The organism is Pseudomonas sp. JY-Q, from assembly GCF_001655295.1.
GTDB classification, from domain to species: domain Bacteria; phylum Pseudomonadota; class Gammaproteobacteria; order Pseudomonadales; family Pseudomonadaceae; genus Aquipseudomonas; species Aquipseudomonas alloputida.
Window position 1 is genome coordinate 5838438 of the sequence record NZ_CP011525.1, and the last position, 21658, is coordinate 5860095.

The following is a 21658-nucleotide window of genomic DNA, read 5'->3' on the forward strand; positions in this document are numbered from 1 at the left end:
CTCCTGGTGCCACCATACGCAGTATCAAAAATGCTCACCGAAAGATGAGCTTTTTTGTTTTCAGTGCCGTTATGCCCGCCCTCCCCCTCTCAAACCCTCCGCAACCCCCGCCGCACCTCTTTATCGGCATACATCAACTGATCCGCCGCTTTAAGCGCGGCCTGCAGCGAAGTCGCAGCGGGATCAACACTCGTAATACCAAAACTCGCACCCGCATAATCAAACCGACAGTCGTCAAATTCGTAGCTACCAATCAGCAGCGGCACCAGCCGTCTGCGCATCGCTGCGGCAGTTTTGGCCATTTCGTCCGGGTTGACCGAAGCGGTCAAGCCGATCACAACGAACTCGTCACCACCCCAGCGCCCAAGTTCATCTGTTGCCCGCAACCCGCCCTGCAAGCGCCGGCTGCCTTCGATCAGGAACTTGTCCGCCACCTCGTGCCCGTAGGTGTCGTTGATCGCCTTGAATTCGTCGAGGTCGATAAATGCCACCAGCACCCCCTGCCCCGTTCGCTTCGCCAACGCGAAATGCCGATGCAAGGCAGCCAGGATCGCACGCCGGTTCTTCAACCCGGTCAGCGCGTCATAGTTGGCTGCATAGCGTTCTTCCTGGCGGCGCAATAGCATCTGCCCGGCCACACGGCTGGAGAGCAAGATCAAGATCAACCCGAGCGCTGCCACAGAGGCTCCGGTCCAGTAGTACTGCTGACGCATCGGCTGCAGGTGATCAAGCTTTGCCAGCGTCAGCAGCTGATATTGCGCGTCGTTCAGGGGCTGGCGATGCACCAGATAAGGGTGCCCGCCAATCAGCCATTGATCGGCCTGAGCCGCGGCTGCCACTGCGCGGATATCCATGGGCTCGCCCGGCTCTTCGTCGCCATCCAGAGGCCTGCGAATATCGGGCGGGAGCAGTGCCGCCACGTTACGCAGCATGAAGGGTTCGCTGGACGCGGTGGTCACGCGCCCCTGACGGTTCACAATCAAGGCAATGTGACGCCCTGTCAGGTAAAGGGCGATGTCCGGGGCATCGAACTTGACCGTGACAGAGCCGAGTGGCTTGCCGTCAGCATCGTCGATGCGGCTGGCTACGAAATAGGAGGGGGTTTTGTTCAGGCGGGCAATGCCGAACATTTCACCACTGCCGGTGCGCAATGCGTCGAGGAGGTAGGCCCTGCCCGTATAGATCTGGCCAACGATGCTGAATGACTCCGCCCAGTTGCTGGCCGTCACCGTATCGTCTGAGAGGTTGTTCATGTAGATACGGGCATAGTGAAGATCACTGGCCAATCTATCCATGAAATCACCCACGCTTCGCACCAGCGGGTCACGGGTGAATTTCGAAGCGCGCTCCTCACGCGTGAGTGCCGCGAAGCCAGGCGGATCATGGCGATATCGGGCAGCGAGTTGGATCACCTCGCTTTGACGGGCCACCATGTTGGCCACGCTGGCCATCTCGGTGAACAGGCGGTCTACGACTCGCCCCGTGATCTGGGCTTCGTATTCGGCGCCTGCCGCCAGGTTGTCGAGTTCTTCTGCCGTAAGGCGCTGCGCTACCCACCCGCTCAGGCTTGCCACAAGTGCCAACCAGACGACCACAACGCCCAGCGTCACCCGGCGCACGATGGATGGAATGTCCCTGCGTTGCCGCCGTTGCGACGGATCGTAACTCACGCCGCGCTTGCCGGTTGAATGGTGCACCAGAGCAACTCCTTTTGCGATACAGCAAGGTGCATCATCGACCCTGCGATACCCCGCCAAGGCGAGGCTCGCTAGATTGTAAGACATTCACCTCAGTGGATCGCCAATGGATTGATGGCGGTCAAACGGCGGGCTGGGCGAGGGGTTTACGTTCAGAACAGGCAGCCCTGAGGGAGGATGAGCATGGCCAAGAGATTCCCCACAAACCCTCGCCACCCCGAGCGTATCTGCTGGGGTTGCGACCTGTACTGCCCTGCCAAGGCGCTAGCCTGTGGCAATGGCGCAGACCGGACCATGCATCCGGTGGAGCTGTTTGGCGAGGATTGGGATAGCTTCGAGGGCCAGTTGGAGAAGCCGGTTGATCCAGGGCAAGCGGTAGAGCCCAGGTAAGAAAGGGCCGCTTGGCGGCCCAGCGCAGGCCTTTAACCCAGCGCTGGTTCTGTGGGAGCGGGCGATGCGCGTGCAGGCACCGGCTTCGCCGGTGTTCGCGGGTGAACCCGCTCCTACAGGTACAGCGCCAGGCCTTGTGGAAGGGCTTGATCAGAACGCGGTGCTTACCGTCAACGACAGGTTACGCGGGTCGCCGTAGATCGCCCCGGCATAGAACCCGTACTGGCTGTAGTAGTGCTTGTCGAACAGGTTGTTGGCGTTGAGGCTGACACTGGTGTTGTCGGTGAGCTGATACTTGGCCATGGCATTCCAGATGGCATAACCGGACCAGTTCACGTCAGTGGCACCATTGCTCACACCGTTCGTAGGCTGGCCAGCCGGGCTGGAGATGGCGCGGATGTTGGTCTGCGCAGTCACGCCGGCGCCCAGGGTCAGGCGGTCGAGCGGGCCGCTCAGGCGGTAGGTGGTGGAGGCCTTGAACAGGTGCGACGGGTCGCTGCGGCCGTCGCTGTCGACGCGGCGGAAGTGCAGATAGGTGTAGCCGGCGTAGACGTTCCAGTTGGGGGTCAGGGCGCCTGCGACTTCCAGGTCGATACCGTCGGTTTCCTGCCCGGAGCCGGCCTTGTAGGCGCTGCCGCCAGTCGGGGTGGTCAGGTCGCCGTCCAACACGGCCTTGTTTTCCTGCTTGGTGCGGAAGTACGCCGCCGAGGCGTTCAGGCGGCCATCGAACCACTCACCCTTGATACCTGTCTCGTAGCTTTGCCCACGAATCGGCTCGACCTTGCTGCCGCTGCTGGTTTCAGACGTTTGCGGCGTGAAGATATCGGTGTAGCTGGCATACACCGAGTAGTTGTCGTTGAGGTCATACACCGCGCCCAGGTAGGGGGTGACGATGCCGTTTTCTTCCTGGCTGCTGCGCTCGCCAGCCACGCTGCGGGTGACCGAGGAATAGTTGCTGGTGCGCACGCCCACGATTACCGATAGCGGGTCGGTGATGCTCAGGCGGGTGGCGGCGTACATGCCCTGCAGACGGGTGGTGGTCTTGCTGTGAAGGCCGGTGCGCGAGGCGATGAGGTCGTAGTCGTCATCCACGCCATTGTGCCAGTCGGTCACCGGGAAGCCGTTGTTGGCGCGGAACTGGCAACCCAGTGCAGGCGCGCTGGTCATGCCGTCGCCGACCATGGTGCAGGTGTACTGAGGCGACCAGCCGACGGTGCGGCTGTCGTTGTAGCCGACCATGGCCTGGTGGGTGCGGCCAAACAGCTGGAACGGGCCGGAGAGGTCGATCTGCGCCGACTGCTGGGTGGTGTCGCTGGAGCTGTGCAAACCGTTCAGCACGGCGCCGCTGCCGTCCTGGTCCCAATAGCCACCGTAGCTGCCGCGCCCAGCTGAGTTCACCTTGGCAAGGCCGCGATGGTTCAGGGCTTCGGTGGTGGCTTGGGCGGCTTTCAGGTCCAGGGTCCAGTCGTTGTCGAAGCGGTGCTCAAGCGAACCGAACGCAGTGCGGGTGGTGTACTCGCCAAAGCTCCAGCTGGGCACCACGTTGGTGCTGCGCGGCAAGTCGGTCTTGCTGCCGTCGCGGTACCAGATCGGGATGTTCGCGCCCCAGCCGCCACCCACGACCTTGTTGTATTCATACTGGTAACCGGCGCCCAAGGTAGTGGCGTCGTCCAGGTCGAACTCGAAATTGGCCAACGCGGCGCGGGAACGTTCGGACTGGTTGTCGCGGAAGGAGTTGGCATCCTGCTGGGTCATCACGAAGCGCGAACGCAGGCGGCCATCTTCGGACAGCGGCAGGTTCAAGTCCGCCCCCAGACGACGCTTGTCCCAGCTGCCATAAGTGGCATAAGCGCTGCCGCCGAAGGTTTTGGTCGGTGCCTTGCGGATCAGGTTGACGGTGGCCGAGGGGTCGCCGGTGCCGCCCAGCAGGCCGTTGGCGCCGCGCACGATGTCGATGCGTTCGTACAGGTCCATGTTCAGCGCATTGCCGCTGCCACTGAAATCGGAGCCGCCCTGGGTCTGCAGGCCATCAACCTTCCAGTTGCTGATCGAGTAACCACGCGCGCGGTAGTCGGTGCGCCCACCCACCTCGGACTTGTTGGCCGTTACGCCTGGGGCGGTTTCCAATGCCTGCTCGATGGTATGGATGTCGCGGTCATCCATCTGCTGGCGGGTGATGGTGGTAACCGATTGCGGTGTCTGCCGTGGCGTCAGTGCCAGGCCAGTGGAGCTGCGGGTGCTCTCGACCGTGTAGCCCAACTGGCCGGCATCGTCGGCAGGCAGTACTGCGCTGTCTTCGATCTGTGTGGCGTCGAGTTCAAGGGGTTTGCCGTCGGCAGCCACTGCACCACCGCTGATGGCGACGGCGACGCAGAAGGCCAGCGGCTTGAGGCAATTGCCGCTTTGACTGAAGGGGGTGAACACTGGCGTGATGCTTTGGGGATTCATTTGGGAAGGCTTCGTATTTGCAGATGATTTTTTGTTAGGATTCTAGGGATCAGCCCTCCGGGCTCCAGACCCGACATGTACGGGGATGTAATTGAACGTAACGAGCGCCGCCGGCCCTCACCTAACAGGTGTTTTTCTGCATGAGCACGACCCTGCTGGTTGTCGATGATGACGACGAGATCCGCGAACTTCTTTGTGATTACCTGACCGATGCCGGCTACAGCGTGCTGGCGGCAGCCGACGGTCAACAGATGCGTGACCAGCTGGCCCGGCACAAAGTGGAGCTGGTGGTGCTCGACCTGATGCTGCCGGGCGAGGACGGCCTTAGCCTGTGCAGGCAGTTGCAGGCCACACCTGGGTTGGCAGTGATCATGCTGTCAGCCAAGGGCAGCACGCTGGACCGCATCATCGGCCTGGAAGTAGGCGCCGACGACTATCTGGCCAAGCCCTTCGAACCACGCGAACTGATCGCCCGGATCAAAGCCGTACTGCGTCGTCCGCAACGCCTGGGCACCTCTGCCGAAGAACCTATGGTGGACGCCCAGCTGTTCGCAGGCTTTCGCCTGGAACACGTCAAGCGCCTGCTCACCCGCCCGGATGGCGAGACCCTGACCCTGCCGCGCTCCGACTACCGCGTGCTGCGCGAACTGCTGGAAGCCAACAACCGTGTGGTCTCCCGTGACCAACTGACCCGCAGCGCGTTCGGCCGCGACCACCTGCCCGACGACCGTTCCGTGGACATGTGTGTCAGCCGCCTGCGCCAGCAGCTGCGCCGGGCGCCGGCGGGGACCGCGCAAATCCTGACCATCCGTAACGAAGGCTACCTGCTGAGTCTCGCCCCCCTCGCGGCTGGTGTCTGACATGCGCTGGTTTCACCGGCTATGGCCCCGCACCTTGTTTGGTCAACTGCTGCTGATCATGGTCAGTGGCACGCTGGTGATCCAGTTGATGTCGAGCAGCATCTGGTTCGATGTGCGTTTCGCTCAGGCGCTAGAGGTGCCCGTGCGACTGGTTGCTGCACGCAGCGCCCCCCTGATTGCCCAGGCCGACTGCCACGGCGGTACGCTGCAGGCGCCAGCCCACTACCAGCTTCACTGCGTCGAAAGCCTGCCTGCGCAAGAGCATGACGAGCGCCGCGGACACAGGCGGGTCGAGCTGTTGTTGCAGCAGGCCCTGAAGTACGAGCTGGGGCATGCCCAGGACGTGCGCCTGATGAACGTGCAACTCACCGACGAACTGGGCCAGCCGATCGTCTGGCGCAGCCTGTTCGGCCTGCGCACAGCCCAGGCGCATATCCAGTTCGCGGTGCCGCTGGCCGATGGCCACTGGCTGACCGTTGCGGGCCAGGAACTGCAGGGCTGGAGCGGCGAGTCGGCCTGGGTGCTGATCAGCGATTACCTGCTGCGGGTGTATGCGCTGCGCATCGTCGCGGTGTTGCTGGTATGCCTGGTTGCCGTGCGCCTGTGCCTGCGCCCGTTGCGGCGCCTGGCCGATGCCGCACGCGGCCTGGGCAGCAACCTCGAGCAGCCACCCCTGGCACTGGATGGCCCGGAGGAAGTGCGCCAGGCGGCGCAGGCGTTCAACGCGATGCAGCAGCGGCTGATTGCCATGGTCAACGACAAGGCCTACTTCCTGGCAGCCGTGTCTCATGACCTGCGCACCCCACTCACCCGCATGCGCCTGCGTCTGGAGCGCTTACCCGATGACGAACACCGCCAGCGCTTGCGGCAGAACATCACGCAGATGGACGATATGATCGGTCAGGTTCTGGACTACCTGCGTGCGGGGGAGCAGCGGAATCTGCAGCAGGTGGACCTGGACCGATTGGTCGCGCGCCAGTGTGCGGACCTGGCCACTGCCGCAGAACCACTTCCGGTGCACGGCAAGGCGGGCAACTTGCGGGTAGATGCCTTGCTGTTGCAGCGCTGCCTGCAAAACTTGTTGGTCAACGCGTTGCGCTACGCCAAGAACATTTCGGTCACGTTGGAACGGGCCACCACAGGTGTATTGATCCATATCGACGACTGCGGGCCAGGGATTGCCCCGGGCCTGCTGGCGACCATTACCGACCCCTTCGTGCGCGGTGACGGGTCGCGTAACCAGGCGTCCGGCGGATATGGGTTGGGGTTGAGCATTGCCCAGCGGATCGCCACCAGCCATGGGGGTGAGCTGATGCTGTCGAACCGTGAGAGCGGTGGGTTGCGGGTCAGCATACTGCTGCCAGGCTAACGCGATCTTCTGTGGAAGCGGCCTTGTGTCGCGATGGGCTGCGCAGCAGCCCCGACGATTAGTGCCGTGACACCAATATCTGGGGCTGCTGCGCAGCCCATCGCGACACAAGGCCGCTCCCACAAAATAGGGCTGCGCAGACCTGGGAGTTCGCAATCAGGTAACAGTCTTTTACCGATTACCCAGGTTTTCCGTCCCCTGCGTTTGCCTATCCTAGGCCCGGTCATCCTGCCTGCGATGGACCCATGAAACACTCTCTTCCCAGCCGCTACGCCTGCTTCGTACTCTGCCTTGCCTTCACCTTCGCCAGCCTGCCCCTGCTGGCCCAGCATGCCTGGCTGTGGCCGGTAACGCTGATCACCGCGCTGCTCAGCCTGGTCGGCCTGAATGACCTGCGCCAAAGCCACCATGCGGTGCGACGCAACTACCCGATCCTGGGCAATATCCGTTACCTGATCGAAACCATCCGCCCGGAAATCCGCCAGTACCTGATCGAAGGTGACGACGACAAGCTGCCGTTCTCCCGCTCGCAACGCTCGCTGGTCTACGCCCGCGCCAAGAACGAAAGCGCCGAGAAAGCGTTCGGCACACTCAACGACGCCTACAAACCTGGTTTCGAATTCATCAGCCATTCCATGCTACCGGTGGCCACGCCAGACCCTGCGTCGTTCCGCATTGCCATCGGCGGGCCGCAATGCCGAGTGCCCTACTCGGCCTCGATCTTCAACATCTCGGCGATGAGTTTCGGCGCCCTCAGCGCCAACGCCATCGCTGCGCTCAACCGCGGCGCGCGCATGGGCCGGTTTGCCCATGACACCGGCGAAGGCAGTATCAGCCCGTACCACCGTGAACACGGCGGCGACCTGATCTGGGAAATTGGCAGCGGCTACTTCGGCTGCCGCACCGAGGACGGTCGTTTCGACCCACAGCGCTTCGCCGAACAGGCCCGCTCGGCACAGGTGAAGATGATCGAGATCAAGCTCAGCCAGGGCGCCAAGCCTGGCCACGGCGGCATTTTACCGGGGCACAAGGTCAGCCCCGAAATTGCCGAGACCCGTGGCGTACGTGTAGGCGAGGACTGCATCTCGCCGGCGGCGCACAGCGCCTTCCGCACGCCGGTCGAGCTGCTGCAGTTCGTAGCCGGCCTGCGCGAGCTTTCGGGCGGCAAACCCGTGGGCTTCAAGTTCTGCCTGGGCCACCCTTGGGAATTCATGGGCATTGCCAAGGCCATGCTCGCCACCGGCATCACCCCTGACTTCATCGTTGTCGATGGCAAGGAAGGCGGCACCGGCGCGGCACCTCGCGAGTTCAGCGACAACATGGGCGTGCCAATGCGCGAAGGCCTGATGTTCGTGCACAACACGTTGGTCGGCCTGAACCTGCGCTCCAGCATCCGCATTGGTGCGGCGGGCAAGATCGTCAGCGCCTTCGACATTGCCAGCGTATTGGCCATCGGCGCTGACTGGGTCAATTCGGCACGCGGTTTCATGTTTGCCATTGGTTGTATTCAGTCGCAGAGCTGCCACACCAACAAGTGCCCGACCGGCGTGGCGACCCAAGACCCTCTGCGCCAGCGCGCCCTGGTGGTGCCAGACAAGGCCGAGCGGGTAGCCAGCTTCCACCGCAACACACTGCACGCGCTGGCCGAGATGTTGGCTGCCGCAGGCCTGGAGCACCCTTCGGAGCTCAAGCCCAAGCACCTGGCACGGCGCATCAGCCCCAGCGAAATCGGGTTGTTTTCGGACTTGCACACATTCCTCAAGCCGGGCGAATTACTCAGTGGCTCGATCGAAAGCGAGTTTTATGCGCGGATGTGGCGGATGGCGCGTAGCGACAGTTTTGCGCCGGAGACTTTAAGCCCAGCGCCGGCTCAACCAGTAACCGTTCGCCGAAAAGAGACAGCCCCGGCATAGGCCGGGGCTGTTCGATACATCAGATCAGAATCAGAAGATGCTGATCGGGTACTCGACGAATACGCGGACTTCGTTGCCGTCGTCGTTGTAACCGTTCTGCTGCACGGCGTTGTTGGTACGCAAGAACGAGCTACGCAGCTTGATCGACAGGTCCTTGGCCGGGCCGTCCTGCACCACGTAACGGATCTGGTTGAAGATCTCGCGCTCTTTACCTTCGCCGAAGCCTTGCGGGTTGGCGACGTTACGGGTGTTGATGTTGTCACCCACCACGTAAGCCAGCTTGTAGGTCAGGCCCGGAATGCCGTAGGCACCGAAGTCCAGGCCGTAGCCCAGCTGCCAGGAGCGCTCGTCTTCGGCATTGAAGTCGGACCAGTACGAGTTGGCCAGGTAGATGGTGGAACCACCGTCACCCACGCCGCCGGCGTTCTGGTAGAAGCCGTAGTTGTAGCCAGTGCTGCCGGTGCTGCGCTGGTGAGCGAGGGTGAACGAGTGCGCACCGTACGCGTAGGTGGCTGCAAGGCTCCAGATGGTGTTGGAGTCGCCGTTCAGGCCTGCGGCTTTTACGTACTTGTTGTTGATGTCCGACTTGTAGCCGTTGAAGTCCAGGGTCAGGGACTGGTCGCTGGCGATCGGGAAGACGTAGTTCAAGCCCAGGTAGTGCTTCTTCATCACATCTTCGTTGTCGGCGGTGTACAGCGAAGCGGTGAAGTTGTCGGTGAACTTGTAGCTGCCACCTAAGACGTTGATCGACTTCAGGCCACCACCATCACGGCGCTCGGCGCTCTTGCGCGCTTCCTGGGTGAAGCGGCCGGCGTTCAGTTCCAGGCCCTGGATCTCTTTGGAGGTGATCAGGGTGCCGGTGAAGCTTTCTGGCAGCAGACGTGCATCGTCGTACTGCAGCACTGGCAGTGCTGGCATCTGGTCACCGTACTTCAGCACGGTGTTGGAAATGCGGAACTTCACAGCAGCACCACCACGCGCCAGGTTGTGCGGCGAGCTGGCGTTGCCTTCGGCATTGGTGGTTTCGTGCGGTTTGAAGAAGTCGACGCCGCCACCACCGTTGTGGCCTTTGCCGCCATCCAGGCGCACGGCGTACAGGCCGAATGCGTCAACACCGACGCCAACGGTACCCTGGGTGAAACCGGAGGAGAAGTTGGCGATGAACGCCTGGCCCCATTCGATCTGGTCGTCGGTGCCATGCTTCTTGTCACGGTTGATGTAGGCGTTGCGCAGAAGGACGTTGGCGTGACTGTCCTCGATGAAGCCCTTGCTGTCAGCCTGGTCATTGGCCTGAGCCTGGGTCGCGGCGATCATCGCCAGGGCGACCAGGCTGATCCTGGTTTTCAACATGTTGTTTTCCTTATTTCTTAATCAAAAACGCTCTGCAATATGACGCCAGGAACCAACGCCCCTTCGTAGGTTCGACGCTATGCGGATCCAGCCGGGCGGACCGACCGGTAAGTTTACGGCGGCCCTTGGCAGCAGCTTGGCCAATACCATGGCCAGCAGGCGTTGGCCGAATCCTAGCCGTGTGCGATTACAAATGTCAAAAAGTCGTGAAATGCAGGTTGATATAACCAAAATCACCGGCCTGTCTGGTGCATTTCCATGCAGGTTTGCGCTATCAGCGGGCAATTTATCTTGTGTAGGAAATTGCCTTTTGATCGAGCGGACAATTTCCTGAAAGCAGGCAAAGCGTGACCGTAGAGGTAGTTACAAACAGACACATATGTAAAGACAACCCTTTACGAATACCCGAGCAAGAGCAAATAACAAGCATTACCATCCGCACTTTATTTTCAACTGCTCGCCCGGATGTGCCCATGCTTGTACCCTGCCGCCTTTCACCCCTGACGCTCGGCCTGTCGCTGCTGTTCAGCGCTAGCCTGGCCAGCGCCGCCACCACCACACTGCCGGAGTCGTCGGTAACCGCCGACAGCGAGCGCGAGAAGGACAACCCGCGGGTCAAGGAGGTAAGCACTGCAACCCGCACCTCGACGCCCGTGCGTTATGTGCCGCAGGCCATCGATACGGTGAAAACCGCCAATGTGCTGGATTACGGCAGCAACACGCTGGGCAAGGCGCTGGAGGGTATTCCCAACGTCAGCAGCGGCGCCGACACCCGATTTGACAGCGTACGCATCCGCGGCTTCGAGGCCAGCAACGACTTCTATCTGGACGGTATCCGCGACGACAGCCAATACATCCGCGACCTGCACAACATCGAGCGAGTCGAAGTGCTGAAGGGGCCTGCGGCGGTGCTGTATGGCCGTGGCAGCCAGGGCGGCATCGTCAACAGGGTCAGCAAGGCACCAGAGCCGGGTCGCCGCTCGACCATCGAAGCGCAGGCCGGCAGCGAAGACCTGCGCAGCCTGTATGCCGACCTCAGCGCCGACCCCAGCGACACGGTCAGCCTACGCCTGAACATGGGCAACCAGGACAACAACAGCTTTCGCGAGGGTGTCGACGGCAGCCGCCAACTGTTCGCCCCGTCGATCAGCTGGCAGATCACCCCCGACCTGAACTGGCTGGTGCAGTACGAATACAGCCGCTACAACCGCACACCAGACCGGGGCATCCCGAGTGTCAACGGCCGCCCGGCAGACGTCAGCCGCAGCGCCACCTACGGCGACCATCGCGACTACATTGACGACCGCGCCCAGTCGCTGCGCTCGCGCCTGAACTACCAGTTGAACGAAACCTGGCAGCTGCGCCACACCCTGGGCCTGTTCAAACTCGACAGCGAGTTCGACAATACCTATGTCACGGGCTACAACGCCGGCACCAATACCTTGACCCGCCAACGCTGGCAGCAGGACCTGAACACCCGCAACCTGTTCAACAACCTGGAGGCCGAGGGCGACTTCGACACCTTGGGCCTTGAACACAAGCTGCTGCTGGGCCTGGAATTCGGCAACCAGCGGCGCGACCCGCTGCTATACAGCGCCGGCAGCCAGAACCTGCCAGGCCTGGGCAAACCCAGCCAGCCGCACAATGGTACGTTGGCGGTATCGAGCAACAACCACACCGTGGTCGACAGCCGCGGGGTTTATCTGCAGGACCAGATTCGCCTGAACGATCAGTGGCAGGTTCTCGCCGGCGTACGCTTTGACCAGTTCGAAGTGGAAACCACCAACAAGGATGGCTTGCGCGAACCGCAGGACAGCAACAGCACCAGCCCACGCCTGGGCGTGGTCTACACGCCATGGCGCGACCATTCGTTCTACGCCTCGTGGAGCAAGACTTTCTCGCCGGTGGGCGGAGGCTTGATCGGCATCACCCCGGGGGCGCCGGGCAATACCAACGACACCCGTCCGGAGCAGACCCGGCAGAAGGAAATCGGGGTGAAAAGTGACTGGCTCGACCAGCGCCTGACCACCACCCTGGCCATCTACGAGCTGGAACTTTACAACCGCCGCACCCGCGACCCGAACGACCCGAACATCATCTTGCTCAGCGGCATGCAGCGTTCGCGCGGCATCGAGCTGACTGCCACCGGCAACATCGTCGGCAACTGGTATGTACGCGGCGGCATTGGCCTGCAGGATGCGATCATCGTCAAGGACAATAACGGCCAGGAAGGCAACCGCATCAATGACGTGGCCAAGCGCAATGGCAGCCTGTTCGTGACCTGGAAGCCAGAACTGGGGTGGTACGCCGAAACCGGGCTGACACTGGTGGGCGAACGTTATGCGGACAACCAGAACACCACGGTATTGCCAGGGTATGGCCGTTGGGATGCACTGGCGGGGTATCGGACCCATGACTGGGATGTGCGGGCGGCATTGAGCAACATTGCTGACAAGACCTACTACAGCTCGGCGACCAGTGCGGCGCAGATCCAGGTGGGCGATCCGCGTAGCCTTGTGGTGACGGGTAGCTACAGTTTCTGATCTTAGTTGCCTGTACCTGCCTCTTCGCGAGCATGCCTGCGAAGAGGCAGGTACAGGTGCAATCAATCAGTGCCACACCGCCATCAGCGCCTGCATCTCTGCTTCGCTGATCAACCCTTGGGGGTATCGCCCGGCAAGCAGACGTCGTGGGTCGGTCGAGTCGGTCGTCCTGACCCTGATGCTTCCATGGTGTTTCAACCGCTTCGCCAAAAGCCTGAGCGATTGGCGATCAACTGCCGATGGGCGCAAAGCCGACTCACTTGCTGCGTTCATGTCCACACGTACTCCCTGGCCCGTGAGCGGCTAATTTACGTAGGTATTGTTACAGATCAGAGGCGCGGCCTGGCCGTGCCATCTCGCTATCTGCTTGAAAAACAATACAAAACGTATGCCAGCTCGGGCCTCCGGGCGTCGCCCGCGCAAAAAAGAGGCCCGTCACATGACGGGCCTCTTTATTCATCACGCGCTCAGCGCTTGACCGGCGCCGGCTGCTGTTGGGTCAGGCAGTGGATGTTGCCGCCCCCCAAGAGCAGCTCGCGGCCCGGGATCATCACCACCTCATGGTCGGGGAAGATCCTTGCCAGGATCGCTCTGGCTTCGGCATCTGCCGGGTCGTCGAAGCTTGGGGCAATGATGCCACCGTTAACAATCAGGAAGTTCACGTACGAACCCGCCAGGCGCACCGACGGGTCACGCTCCTGGCTGCCGGCGACCTGGTCGACACCGGCGCACTCTTCGGCGGTGGCGAACAGCGGGCCCGGGATCGGCATCTTGTGCACGATGAACTCGCGGCCCTTGGCGTCGCGGGTGTTCTTCAGCACATCCATGGCCGCGTGGCAGCGCGCATAGTTGGGGTCGTTGGAATCATCGGTCCAGGCCAGTAACACTTCGCCCGGGCGCACGTAACAGCAGAAGTTGTCGACGTGACCGTCGGTCTCGTCGTTGAACAAGCCATCAGGCAGCCATACCACGGTGTCGACCGCCAAGTGATCGCGCAGCACCGCTTCGATCTGCTCGCGGCTCAGGTGCGGGTTGCGGTTGCGGTTGAGCAGGCATTCCTCAGTGGTGATCACGGTGCCTTCACCGTCTACGTGGATCGAACCACCTTCAAGCACAAAACCTTCGGTCTGGTAGCGCTGGCAGCGCTCCATTTCCAGCACCTTGGCGGCCAGTTCCTCGTCGCGGTTCCAGGGTGCGTACAGGCCGCCGTCGAAGCCGCCCCAGGCATTGAAGCCCCAATCGACACCGCGCACTTCGCCATGGCCGTCGATGACAAAGGTCGGGCCGGTATCACGCACCCAGGCATCGTCGTTGCTGATTTCAACCACACGAATGTTCGGCTGGTCGAGTTGGCGCCGGGCGTTTTCGTACTGGCCGGCGGAGGCCGCGACGGTCACAGGTTCGAAACGGGCAATGGCTTTGGCCAGGGTTACGTGGGCAGCCTGCGCCGGCTTGCCGCCCAGGCGCCAGTTGTCCGGGCGCTCCGGCCAGACCATCCACACCTGAGTCTGCGGGGCCCACTCGGCGGGCATGTGGAAACCATCGGCACGGGGCGTGGAATTGAGGGTTTTCATGGGTGACCTCTGTGATGGCCCTGAGCCGGGGGTGCTGGGGCGTTTGCCAATTTATAACCGATATATATCGATATTTGAAGCCTGACAATCGAAGAATGCCGCACCATTCGGCGAATTTAAATCGATAACAATCGATACCAGTCAGCGCTGGTCTGGTGAAAGGAGCGGCCTGCTGTCTACCATAGCCACACCTTATGCATCCTGTTACAGCTACGCGCGGAAATTTCCGGCAAGGCCGACTAGGGTCAATACTTGAACGACGGGCCAGCGAGCCGCTATGAACATCATCCCTACAGCAATCCCTGAAGTACTGATCATCGAGCCGAAGGTGTTCGCTGACAGCCGTGGTTTTTTCTTCGAGGCATTCAACGCCCGTGAGTTCTCACAGCAAACCGGCGTGAACGTGGAGTTCGTTCAGGACAACCACTCGCGCTCCATCAAGGGCGTGCTGCGTGGGCTGCACTACCAGGTGGCAAACACCCAGGGCAAGCTGGTGCGCGTGGTGCACGGGGAGATCCGCGATATCGCCGTGGACGTGCGCAAAAGCTCGCCAACATTCGGCAAATGGGTCGCGGTGCACCTGTCAGCCGACAACCATCGCCAGCTGTGGATTCCGCCTGGCTTCGCCCACGGTTTTGCGGTGATGAGTGAATCGGCCGAGTTCCTCTACAAGACCACCGACTACTACAACCCGGGCGCCGACCGCTGCATCCGCTGGGACGACCCGCAACTGGCCATCGACTGGGGGCTGCAGCAACCACCGCTGTTGTCGGACAAGGACAAGGTAGGCCTGCCATTGGCAGAGGCGGAACTGCTGCCTTAACTAGCGCATAATTGCGTCAGACTTTTCTGGCGCATTTACCTGATGATTGCAAAGCCCACGCCCCCACGCCGTCCCCGCTGGCGCAGCCTGGCCCTGCTGGCGCTGATCTTGGCCCCATTACTGTGGCCCCTGCATCACTTGGCCGAACGCTATTACCAGGAAGAACTGGCCTCGCAGAACCGCCAGACCCTCGACCTGTATGTGGCCAACCTGCTCGGCACCCTGCACCGCTACGAGACCTTGCCGCAAATTCTCGGCGACTTGCCGGCGCTGCGTGGCGTGCTGGCCGACCCTTTCCGCCTGGAAGCGGTGACCAACGCCAACCGCCTGCTCAAGGACATCGTGCAGCAGACCGGTGCCGAGGTGATGTACCTGATGGACGTCAGCGGCAACACCTTGGCCGCCTCGAATTGGGACAAGCACGACAGCTTCGTCGGCCGAAACTTCGCCTTCCGCCCCTACTTCAACGAAGCCATGGCTGGCCACCTGGGCCGCTTCTTCGGCCAGGGCACCACCTCGGCCAAGCGCGGCTACTTCTTTGCCGCGGCCGTGCGGGACCGCGAGCGGATCGTCGGGGTGCTGGTGGTCAAGGTCGATCTCGACCACACCGAAACCCTGTGGGGCCGTACGCCCGAGCAGCTGCTGCTGACCGATCACAATGGCGTGGTCATCCTGACTTCACGGCCCGACTGGCGCTTCCGTGCTACCCGCACGCTGACCGACGCCGAGCGCCAGGCCATCATCGCCATCCAGCCCTATCCGACCCAGGCCCCACAGCCGCTGGCTCTCAACCCGCAGGCCTGGATCACCCAGACCCGCGACATCAAGGAAACTGGCTGGCAAGTCAGCATCCTTGCCCCGCGCACGCTGGTTGATCGCTCGGTGCAGACGGTAATGGCCATCGGTGCCGGCACGCTGCTGGTACTGATGTTGCTGGCAGGCCTGGTGATGCAACGGCGGCGCCATTACATCGACCGCATCGACTTCGAAGCCCGTGGCCGCCAGGAACTGGAAAAGCGCGTGGCCGAACGCACCGCCGACCTTGAAGGCCTGAATACCCGCCTGAAAAATGCCGTGCTGGAGCGCGAAAACGCTCAGCAGGAGGCAGTGCGTGCGCAGGACGAACTGGTGCAGGCCGGCAAGCTGTCGGTGCTCGGCACCATGTCGGCCAGTATCAGCCATGAGTTGAACCAGCCCCTGGCCGCCATCCGCAGCTACGCAGAAAACGCCGAGATCCTGCTCGACCACCAACGTACCGAAGACGCCCGCGGCAACCTCAAGCTGATCGGCGAACTGACCGGGCGCATGGCCTCGATCATTGCCCACCTGCGTGCCTTCGCCCGTCGTGACCGCCATGCCCCGGAGAGCGTGGCCCTGCAGCCGGCCCTGGACGATGCCCTGGCGCTGCTAGCCAAGCGCCGCCGGGCGATGGCCGTAGAGCTGATCCGCGACCTGCCGGAAGCCACCTTGTGGGTACAGGCCGGCGAAACGCGCCTGCGCCAGGTGCTAGGCAACCTGCTGGCCAATGCCCTCGACGCCCTGACCGAAAAAGCCAACCCGCGCCGCCTGTGGCTAAGTGCCGAGCAGCGTGATGACTGCGTCTACCTGTACATCCGTGACAACGGACCCGGCTTCAGCCGCCAGGCCCTGGAGCACGCCAAGGAGCCGTTTTTCACCACCAAGACCCGTACCCAGGGCTTGGGCCTGGGGCTGGCCATCTGTGAAAGCCTGATGCGCGCCCTGGGCGGTGAACTGCTGCTGGCCAACCACCCGGAAGGTGGTGCAATGCTGACCCTCCAGCTGCGTGTGGCCGCATCTGGCGCTACTTTGCCCAATTCGGAGGACCCCTCGGCATGACCACCGAGACACTGATCGACAGCCGAGCCCAGGTCATCCTGGTCGACGATGACCCCCACCTGCGCCAAGCCTTGAGCCAGACCCTGGACCTGGCCGGGCTCAAGGTAGTCGCCCTGCCCGAAGCCCAAGGCCTGGCCGAACGTATCGAGGCCGACTGGCCAGGCGTGGTGGTCAGCGACATCCGCATGCCGGGCATCGATGGCCTGCAGTTGCTGGAACAACTGCACGGCCGCGACAGCGAACTGCCGGTGCTGCTGATAACCGGCCATGGCGATGTGCCGCTGGCGGTGCAGGCGATGCGTGCCGGGGCTTATGACTTCCTGGAAAAACCCTTTGCCACAGACGCCCTGCTCGACAGCGTACGCCGCGCCCTGGCCTTGCGCCGACTGGTGCTGGACAACCGTAGCCTGCGCCTGGCACTGAGCGACCGCCAGCAACTGGCAACCCGCCTGGTCGGCCATTCACCGGCCATGCTGCGCCTGCGCGAGCAGATCGGCGCCTTGGCCGGCACCCGCGCCGACGTGTTGATTCTGGGTGAGACGGGCGCTGGCAAAGAGGTGGTGGCCCGCGCGCTGCACGACCTGTCCAGCCGCAGCGAAGGGCCGTTCGTGGCGATCAACGCCGGCGCGCTGGCCGAGTCGGTGGTCGAAAGCGAACTGTTCGGCCACGAGCCCGGTGCGTTCACCGGCGCGCAGAAACGCCGTATCGGCAAGTTCGAATTTGCCAACGGCGGCACGCTGTTCCTCGACGAAATCGAGAGCATGAGCCTGGATGTACAGGTGAAGCTACTGCGCATGCTGCAGGAGCGGGTGGTCGAACGCCTGGGCGGCAACCAGTTGATCCCGCTGGACATCCGCATCATAGCCGCCACCAAGGAAGACCTGCGTCAGGCTGCCGACCAAGGGCGTTTCCGCGCGGACCTGTATTACCGCCTGAACGTGGCGCCGCTGCGTATTCCGCCACTGCGTGAACGCGGCGACGACATATTGGTGTTGTTCCAGCATTTCGCCGATGCTGCCAGCCAACGTCATGGCCTGTCGCCGCATGCGCTGCAACCCGCGCAACGCGCCCTGCTGCTGCGTCATGACTGGCCAGGCAACGTCCGCGAGCTACAGAACGCCGCCGAGCGTTTCGCCCTTGGCCTGGAACTGGCACTCGATGGCCAGGCACCCTCGGCAGCAGCGCCGGCAGCGCCCATGCTCAGCGGCAACCTCAGCGAACAGGTCGAGCAGTTCGAACGTTCGCTGATCGCCGCCGAACTGGCCCAGCCACACGGCTCCATGCGGAGCCTGGCCGAAGCACTGGGTATCCCCCGCAAAACCCTGCATGACAAGCTGCGCAAGCATGGCTTGAACTTCGACGGCGGCAGCGGCGGGCATGACGATCAAGAGGACAACCGTTAATGAGCACCAATAGCCAGTACCTGCAGTCCGTACTGCACAGCGACATCCCCCTGACCCGCGAGATGGGCCTGGAAGTGATCGATTGGCAGCAGCACACCCTGCGCCTGCAACTGCCGCTGGCGGCCAACGTCAACCACAAAAGCACCATGTTCGGCGGCAGCCTGTACTGCGCAGCAGTGCTGGTGGGTTGGGGCTGGCTGCACCTGCGCCTGCGTGAACTGGGGATCGATGACGGGCATATCGTCATCCAGGAAGGGCAGATCAGCTACCCGTTGCCAGTGACCGGCACGGCAGTGGCGCGTTGTGCCGCGCCAGACGAGAAAACCTGGGAGCGGTTCCTGACCCTGTACCAGCGCCGTGGGCGGGCGCGGTTGACGTTGGAAACCACCGTGAGCAATGCCGGAAGTGACGAGCCTGCAGTGAAATTCAGCGGCCAGTACGTTCTGCACCGCTAGTACGACTAACGCGGCCTTTGTGGGAGCGGCCTTGCGTCGCGATAGGGCCGCAAAGCGGCCCCAGGATTTCAGCTTCGCCGCCAGAATTGCCGGGGCCGCTTTGCGGCCCTTTCGCCACGCAAGGCCGCTCCCACAGGATCGTGCCAGGCAGTTAGATGAGGTTCAGGAAGGCCTGGCGCCATGCAGCATTGGCAGGCAATGCCAGGAAATGCGGATTGAGCAGCGACTCGCGTGGCGGATACCGGAACGGCAAGCCATCCAGCCCGATCACTTCGCCACCGGCCCCCTCCACCACACCCTGCGCCGCAGCAGTGTCCCATTGCGAAGTCGGCGCCAGGCGCGGATAACAATCGGCGCTGCCCTCGGCCAGCAGGCAGAACTTCAACGAGCTGCCGATATTGGCCAGCTCCAGCTCGCCCACCGCAGCCCCAAGGCCGGCCAACAGCGCTTCCTGCTCCGGGCTGGAATGCCGACGGCTGGCCACCACGGTAAAACGCTCGCCCTGCGCGGGTGCGTTGCGTACTTGGATCAGCTGGGCTGCCTCACCGGCATCTGCACGCCAGGCCCCCATGCCGCGCCCACCAAAATAGCAGCGCCCATTGGTGGGCATCGACACCACGCCAAACACCACCTCGCCGTTCTCGATCAGGGCGATGTTGACCGTGAACTCTTCACTGCCGGCAATGAATTCCTTGGTGCCATCCAGCGGATCGACCAGCCACCAGCGGCTCCAGCTTTGCCGCTCGGCCAGCGCAATATTGCAGTCCTCTTCGGACAGCACCGGAATCTGCGGCGCCAGCGCCAGCAGACCATCGGCAATTACCCGGTGCGCGGCCAGGTCGGCGGCGGTAACCGGCGAATCGTCGGCCTTGTTGGTTACCGCGACATCGGCGCGCCAGAATGGCAGGATCGCCTCGCCTGCCGTCAGCGCCAGCTTGACCACTTCGTGCATCAGTTGCAGGTCGTTCATAGCTCCAGCAGCCCCCGCTGAATCAGCAGGTCACGGGCCAGGTACAGCGCCGCCAGGGCGCGGCCCTCGGTGAACTGCGGATGCATGGCCAAGGCCGACAACTCACGCAGGTTGACCTTGTCGACCCGCATCGGCTCGGGCTCGTCGCCTTCCAGGCGCTCTTCGTACAGGTCGCTGGCCAGCACCACCTGAATCTTCTGGCTCATGTAGCCCGGCGACAGCGACAGTTCCGTCAGGTGCTCCAGCTGGCGTGCGCCAAAACCGGCTTCTTCCTTGAGCTCCCGGTCGGCTGCCGCCAGCACGTCTTCGCCCGGCTCGATCAGGCCCTTGGGCAACGACAGCTCGTATTCATCGGTGCCACCGCAGTATTCCTCCACCAGCACGGCGTGCTCGGCATCGAGCATGGCCACGATCATCACCGCGCCGTAGCCGTTACCCCGGCCCACCAGGCGCTCATAGGTGCGCTCGGCGCCATTGCTGAAGCGCAGCTGTACGGCTTCGACGCGGAACAGGCGGCTACTGGCGACAATTTCGCGGCTGAGTACGGTGGGTTTCTGGCGCATGGGGCGGCTCCTTGGCGTGAACGGGTTACTATACCGTGGCTTGCCGACTGATCGAGAGTTTCCCATGCCTGTTCTTCCCTGGTCTGCCATCGATACCGTCCTGCTGGACATGGATGGCACCCTGCTCGACCTGCATTACGACAACCGCTTCTGGCTGGACCACCTGCCCCAGCGCTATGCCGAGCTGCACGGTGTTAGCCGGGCCATGGCCGAAATGGAGCTGCAACCGCTGTTCGAACGCAATGCCGGCACATTGAACTGGTACTGCCTGGACTTCTGGAGCCGCGAGCTACGCCTGCCCATTCGCGAGCTGAAGCGGGAAATTGCCGACCTGATTGCCCTGCGCCCGGATGCCGATACCTTCCTGGCGGCGATTCGCCAGGCCGGCAAGCGTGTCGTGATGATCACCAATGCCCACCGTGACTCGCTGTCGCTGAAGCTGGAACGGGTGGAGCTGGCACCGTACTTCGAGCGGCTGATCAGCTCGCACGACTATGGCTACCCGAAGGAAAGCCCGCAGTTCTGGGATGCCCTGCAGGCGGATATCGGCTTCGAACCAGAACGCAGCCTGTTCATTGATGACACGCTGGCGATTCTGCGCAGTGCACGGCGGTTTGGTGTGGGGCACTTGCTGGCGGTGCGCCAGCCAGATAGCAAAGCAGGGCCGCGGGATACTGAAGAGTTTGCGGCGGTCGAGGATTACCGGGAGTTACTGGTAGGCCTATGAGGCCCTCTTCGCGGGTGAACCCGCTCCTACAGATACTGCGCCAGCCGTGAGAGGGCGCTCAACCTGTGGGAGCGAGCATGCCCGCGAAGAGGCCGGCACAGACTTCAGCGATCAGTCAGGAATACGCAGCACCTGCCCCGGATAGATCTTGTCCGGGTGCTTGAGCATCGGCTTGTTGGCCTCGAAAATCTTGTTGTACTGGTTGGCACTGCCATACACGACCACGGCAATGGCTGAAAGTGTGTCGCCCGATTTCACAGTGACGAACCTTGCCGCCTGGACTACCGGCCCGGTCACGGTGATCTGGTCCTCGACACTGGCCACGCCGCTGATGTTGCCCGCCGCCAGGATGATCTTCTCCTTCTCTTCCTGGCTGGCCACTTCACCCTTGAGGATGATCTTGTCTCCTTCTACAGTGGCCGTGATGTTGGGGTTGCCCAGGCCGACAGCTTCCACGTGTTTCTTAAGCTGCTCTTCGGCATTGGCGTTGCCAGGGGTCAGCAGGTCGATCAACTTCTCGCCGGCTTCCTTCACGAAACTGAACAGGCTCATTGCGCTCTCCTTGTTGACGAAACCTTGGACACAGGAGTCTAGGCCAGCTTTACCACTCCCGCCCTGCGCGACCAATCGACGCGGTCTATCAAGGCATAGACCCTAGCGATTAGACGCCGCCGGCCCGCACGCCTAGGCTTGTGCTATCAGAAAGCCGCCGGTAT

Annotated in this window: 18 protein-coding genes; 10 read left to right on the forward strand and 8 right to left on the reverse strand. The window is 62.5% G+C overall.

The window, feature by feature from the left end; all coding sequences use genetic code 11:
* Positions 1-89: 89 nt before the first annotated feature.
* Positions 90-1700 (reverse strand): diguanylate cyclase, encoded by a 1611-nt coding sequence (locus AA098_RS26260; RefSeq protein WP_064615273.1) that lies wholly within the window; start codon positions 1698-1700, stop codon positions 90-92.
* A gap of 180 nt (positions 1701-1880) precedes the next feature.
* Here AA098_RS26260 and AA098_RS26265 point away from each other — a divergent pair, with 180 nt between their 5' ends.
* Positions 1881-2087: a DUF3079 domain-containing protein gene (locus AA098_RS26265; protein WP_014860378.1), complete on the forward strand. Its 207-nt coding sequence runs from the start codon at positions 1881-1883 to the stop codon at positions 2085-2087.
* A gap of 150 nt (positions 2088-2237) precedes the next feature.
* Here AA098_RS26265 and AA098_RS26270 read toward each other — a convergent pair whose 3' ends face one another.
* Complete coding sequence (locus AA098_RS26270; protein ID WP_003255779.1) at positions 2238-4535, reverse strand: TonB-dependent siderophore receptor; 2298 nt, start codon at positions 4533-4535, stop codon at positions 2238-2240.
* Positions 4536-4675: 140 nt separating this feature from the next.
* Here AA098_RS26270 and AA098_RS26275 point away from each other — a divergent pair, with 140 nt between their 5' ends.
* The 3 genes from AA098_RS26275 to AA098_RS26285 all read left to right on the forward strand — a co-directional run bounded on the left by AA098_RS26275 (position 4676) and on the right by AA098_RS26285 (position 8677).
* Positions 4676-5395 (forward strand): response regulator, encoded by a 720-nt coding sequence (locus tag AA098_RS26275; protein ID WP_064615108.1) that lies wholly within the window; start codon positions 4676-4678, stop codon positions 5393-5395.
* A gap of 1 nt (position 5396) precedes the next feature.
* A complete protein-coding gene (locus AA098_RS26280; protein ID WP_064615109.1) occupies positions 5397-6764 on the forward strand; it encodes an ATP-binding protein in 1368 nt (455 codons plus the stop codon).
* A 245-nt stretch (positions 6765-7009) separates the two neighbouring features.
* Positions 7010-8677 (forward strand): FMN-binding glutamate synthase family protein, encoded by a 1668-nt coding sequence (locus tag AA098_RS26285; protein WP_064615110.1) that lies wholly within the window; start codon positions 7010-7012, stop codon positions 8675-8677.
* A gap of 30 nt (positions 8678-8707) precedes the next feature.
* On the opposite strand, the gene AA098_RS26290 is transcribed toward AA098_RS26285, so the two are convergent.
* Positions 8708-10027 carry an OprD family porin gene (locus tag AA098_RS26290; protein ID WP_003255784.1) on the reverse strand — a complete coding sequence of 440 codons (1320 nt, stop codon included), beginning with the start codon at positions 10025-10027 and terminating at the stop codon, positions 8708-8710.
* Between the two features lie 473 nt (positions 10028-10500).
* Between AA098_RS26290 and AA098_RS26295 the strand changes: the two genes are divergently transcribed.
* The gene (locus AA098_RS26295) at positions 10501-12570 is read left to right on the forward strand and encodes a TonB-dependent siderophore receptor (protein ID WP_054888393.1); all 2070 of its coding nucleotides are present in this window, start codon (positions 10501-10503) and stop codon (positions 12568-12570) included.
* A gap of 66 nt (positions 12571-12636) precedes the next feature.
* On the opposite strand, the gene AA098_RS29990 is transcribed toward AA098_RS26295, so the two are convergent.
* Together AA098_RS29990 and aguA are read right to left on the reverse strand one after the other, a co-directional pair.
* Positions 12637-12843 carry a hypothetical protein gene (locus AA098_RS29990; protein WP_033726529.1) on the reverse strand — a complete coding sequence of 69 codons (207 nt, stop codon included), beginning with the start codon at positions 12841-12843 and terminating at the stop codon, positions 12637-12639.
* A 194-nt stretch (positions 12844-13037) separates the two neighbouring features.
* The gene (aguA, locus tag AA098_RS26300) at positions 13038-14144 is read right to left on the reverse strand and encodes an agmatine deiminase (RefSeq protein ID WP_064615111.1); all 1107 of its coding nucleotides are present in this window, start codon (positions 14142-14144) and stop codon (positions 13038-13040) included.
* Between the two features lie 277 nt (positions 14145-14421).
* Here aguA and rfbC point away from each other — a divergent pair, with 277 nt between their 5' ends.
* From rfbC to AA098_RS26320, 4 genes are read left to right on the forward strand one after another with little or no spacing between them, the layout of a single operon-like run.
* Positions 14422-14967: a dTDP-4-dehydrorhamnose 3,5-epimerase gene (rfbC, locus tag AA098_RS26305; RefSeq protein ID WP_003255787.1), complete on the forward strand. Its 546-nt coding sequence runs from the start codon at positions 14422-14424 to the stop codon at positions 14965-14967.
* Between the two features lie 42 nt (positions 14968-15009).
* On the forward strand, positions 15010-16824 hold the full coding sequence (locus AA098_RS26310; RefSeq protein ID WP_003255788.1) for an ATP-binding protein: 1815 nt from the start codon (positions 15010-15012) through the stop codon (positions 16822-16824).
* Positions 16821-18227: a sigma-54 dependent transcriptional regulator gene (locus tag AA098_RS26315; protein WP_003255789.1), complete on the forward strand. Its 1407-nt coding sequence runs from the start codon at positions 16821-16823 to the stop codon at positions 18225-18227. The genes AA098_RS26310 and AA098_RS26315 overlap by 4 nt, the downstream gene beginning before the upstream one ends.
* Positions 18227-18682, forward strand: a complete 456-nt coding sequence (locus AA098_RS26320; RefSeq protein ID WP_004575932.1) for a YiiD C-terminal domain-containing protein — start codon at positions 18227-18229, stop codon at positions 18680-18682. Before AA098_RS26315 ends, AA098_RS26320 begins: the two co-directional genes overlap by 1 nt.
* Positions 18683-18833: 151 nt before the next feature.
* On the opposite strand, the gene cysQ is transcribed toward AA098_RS26320, so the two are convergent.
* On the reverse strand, positions 18834-19652 hold the full coding sequence (gene cysQ, locus AA098_RS26325) for a 3'(2'),5'-bisphosphate nucleotidase CysQ (RefSeq protein ID WP_003255792.1): 819 nt from the start codon (positions 19650-19652) through the stop codon (positions 18834-18836).
* The gene (nudE, locus tag AA098_RS26330) at positions 19649-20215 is read right to left on the reverse strand and encodes an ADP compounds hydrolase NudE (RefSeq protein WP_003255794.1); all 567 of its coding nucleotides are present in this window, start codon (positions 20213-20215) and stop codon (positions 19649-19651) included. The genes cysQ and nudE overlap by 4 nt, the downstream gene beginning before the upstream one ends.
* Before the next feature lie 64 nt (positions 20216-20279).
* On the opposite strand from nudE, the gene yrfG reads away from it, so the two are divergent.
* Positions 20280-20942 carry a GMP/IMP nucleotidase gene (yrfG, locus tag AA098_RS26335; protein ID WP_003255795.1) on the forward strand — a complete coding sequence of 221 codons (663 nt, stop codon included), beginning with the start codon at positions 20280-20282 and terminating at the stop codon, positions 20940-20942.
* 111 nt (positions 20943-21053) lie between these two features.
* On the opposite strand, the gene lysM is transcribed toward yrfG, so the two are convergent.
* On the reverse strand, positions 21054-21494 hold the full coding sequence (lysM, locus tag AA098_RS26340) for a peptidoglycan-binding protein LysM (protein ID WP_004575933.1): 441 nt from the start codon (positions 21492-21494) through the stop codon (positions 21054-21056).
* Between the last annotated feature and the right edge of the window lie 164 nt (positions 21495-21658).

What these genes read in the sequence shown, in the direction of transcription:
- rfbC (WP_003255787.1), top strand. Translation starts at nt 14,422, where the DNA reads ATGAACATCATCCCTACAGCAATCCCTGAAGTACTGATCATCGAGCCG.
- nudE (WP_003255794.1), bottom strand. Translation starts at nt 20,215, where the DNA reads ATGCGCCAGAAACCCACCGTACTCAGCCGCGAAATTGTCGCCAGTAGC.
- AA098_RS26315 (WP_003255789.1), top strand. Translation starts at nt 16,821, where the DNA reads ATGACCACCGAGACACTGATCGACAGCCGAGCCCAGGTCATCCTGGTC.
- AA098_RS26265 (WP_014860378.1), top strand. Translation starts at nt 1,881, where the DNA reads ATGGCCAAGAGATTCCCCACAAACCCTCGCCACCCCGAGCGTATCTGC.
- aguA (WP_064615111.1), bottom strand. Translation starts at nt 14,144, where the DNA reads ATGAAAACCCTCAATTCCACGCCCCGTGCCGATGGTTTCCACATGCCC.
- AA098_RS26270 (WP_003255779.1), bottom strand. Translation starts at nt 4,535, where the DNA reads ATGAATCCCCAAAGCATCACGCCAGTGTTCACCCCCTTCAGTCAAAGC.
- AA098_RS29990 (WP_033726529.1), bottom strand. Translation starts at nt 12,843, where the DNA reads ATGAACGCAGCAAGTGAGTCGGCTTTGCGCCCATCGGCAGTTGATCGC.
- AA098_RS26310 (WP_003255788.1), top strand. Translation starts at nt 15,010, where the DNA reads ATGATTGCAAAGCCCACGCCCCCACGCCGTCCCCGCTGGCGCAGCCTG.
- AA098_RS26275 (WP_064615108.1), top strand. Translation starts at nt 4,676, where the DNA reads ATGAGCACGACCCTGCTGGTTGTCGATGATGACGACGAGATCCGCGAA.
- lysM (WP_004575933.1), bottom strand. Translation starts at nt 21,494, where the DNA reads ATGAGCCTGTTCAGTTTCGTGAAGGAAGCCGGCGAGAAGTTGATCGAC.
- AA098_RS26320 (WP_004575932.1), top strand. Translation starts at nt 18,227, where the DNA reads ATGAGCACCAATAGCCAGTACCTGCAGTCCGTACTGCACAGCGACATC.
- AA098_RS26290 (WP_003255784.1), bottom strand. Translation starts at nt 10,027, where the DNA reads ATGTTGAAAACCAGGATCAGCCTGGTCGCCCTGGCGATGATCGCCGCG.
- yrfG (WP_003255795.1), top strand. Translation starts at nt 20,280, where the DNA reads ATGCCTGTTCTTCCCTGGTCTGCCATCGATACCGTCCTGCTGGACATG.
- AA098_RS26295 (WP_054888393.1), top strand. Translation starts at nt 10,501, where the DNA reads ATGCTTGTACCCTGCCGCCTTTCACCCCTGACGCTCGGCCTGTCGCTG.
- AA098_RS26280 (WP_064615109.1), top strand. Translation starts at nt 5,397, where the DNA reads ATGCGCTGGTTTCACCGGCTATGGCCCCGCACCTTGTTTGGTCAACTG.
- AA098_RS26285 (WP_064615110.1), top strand. Translation starts at nt 7,010, where the DNA reads ATGAAACACTCTCTTCCCAGCCGCTACGCCTGCTTCGTACTCTGCCTT.
- cysQ (WP_003255792.1), bottom strand. Translation starts at nt 19,652, where the DNA reads ATGAACGACCTGCAACTGATGCACGAAGTGGTCAAGCTGGCGCTGACG.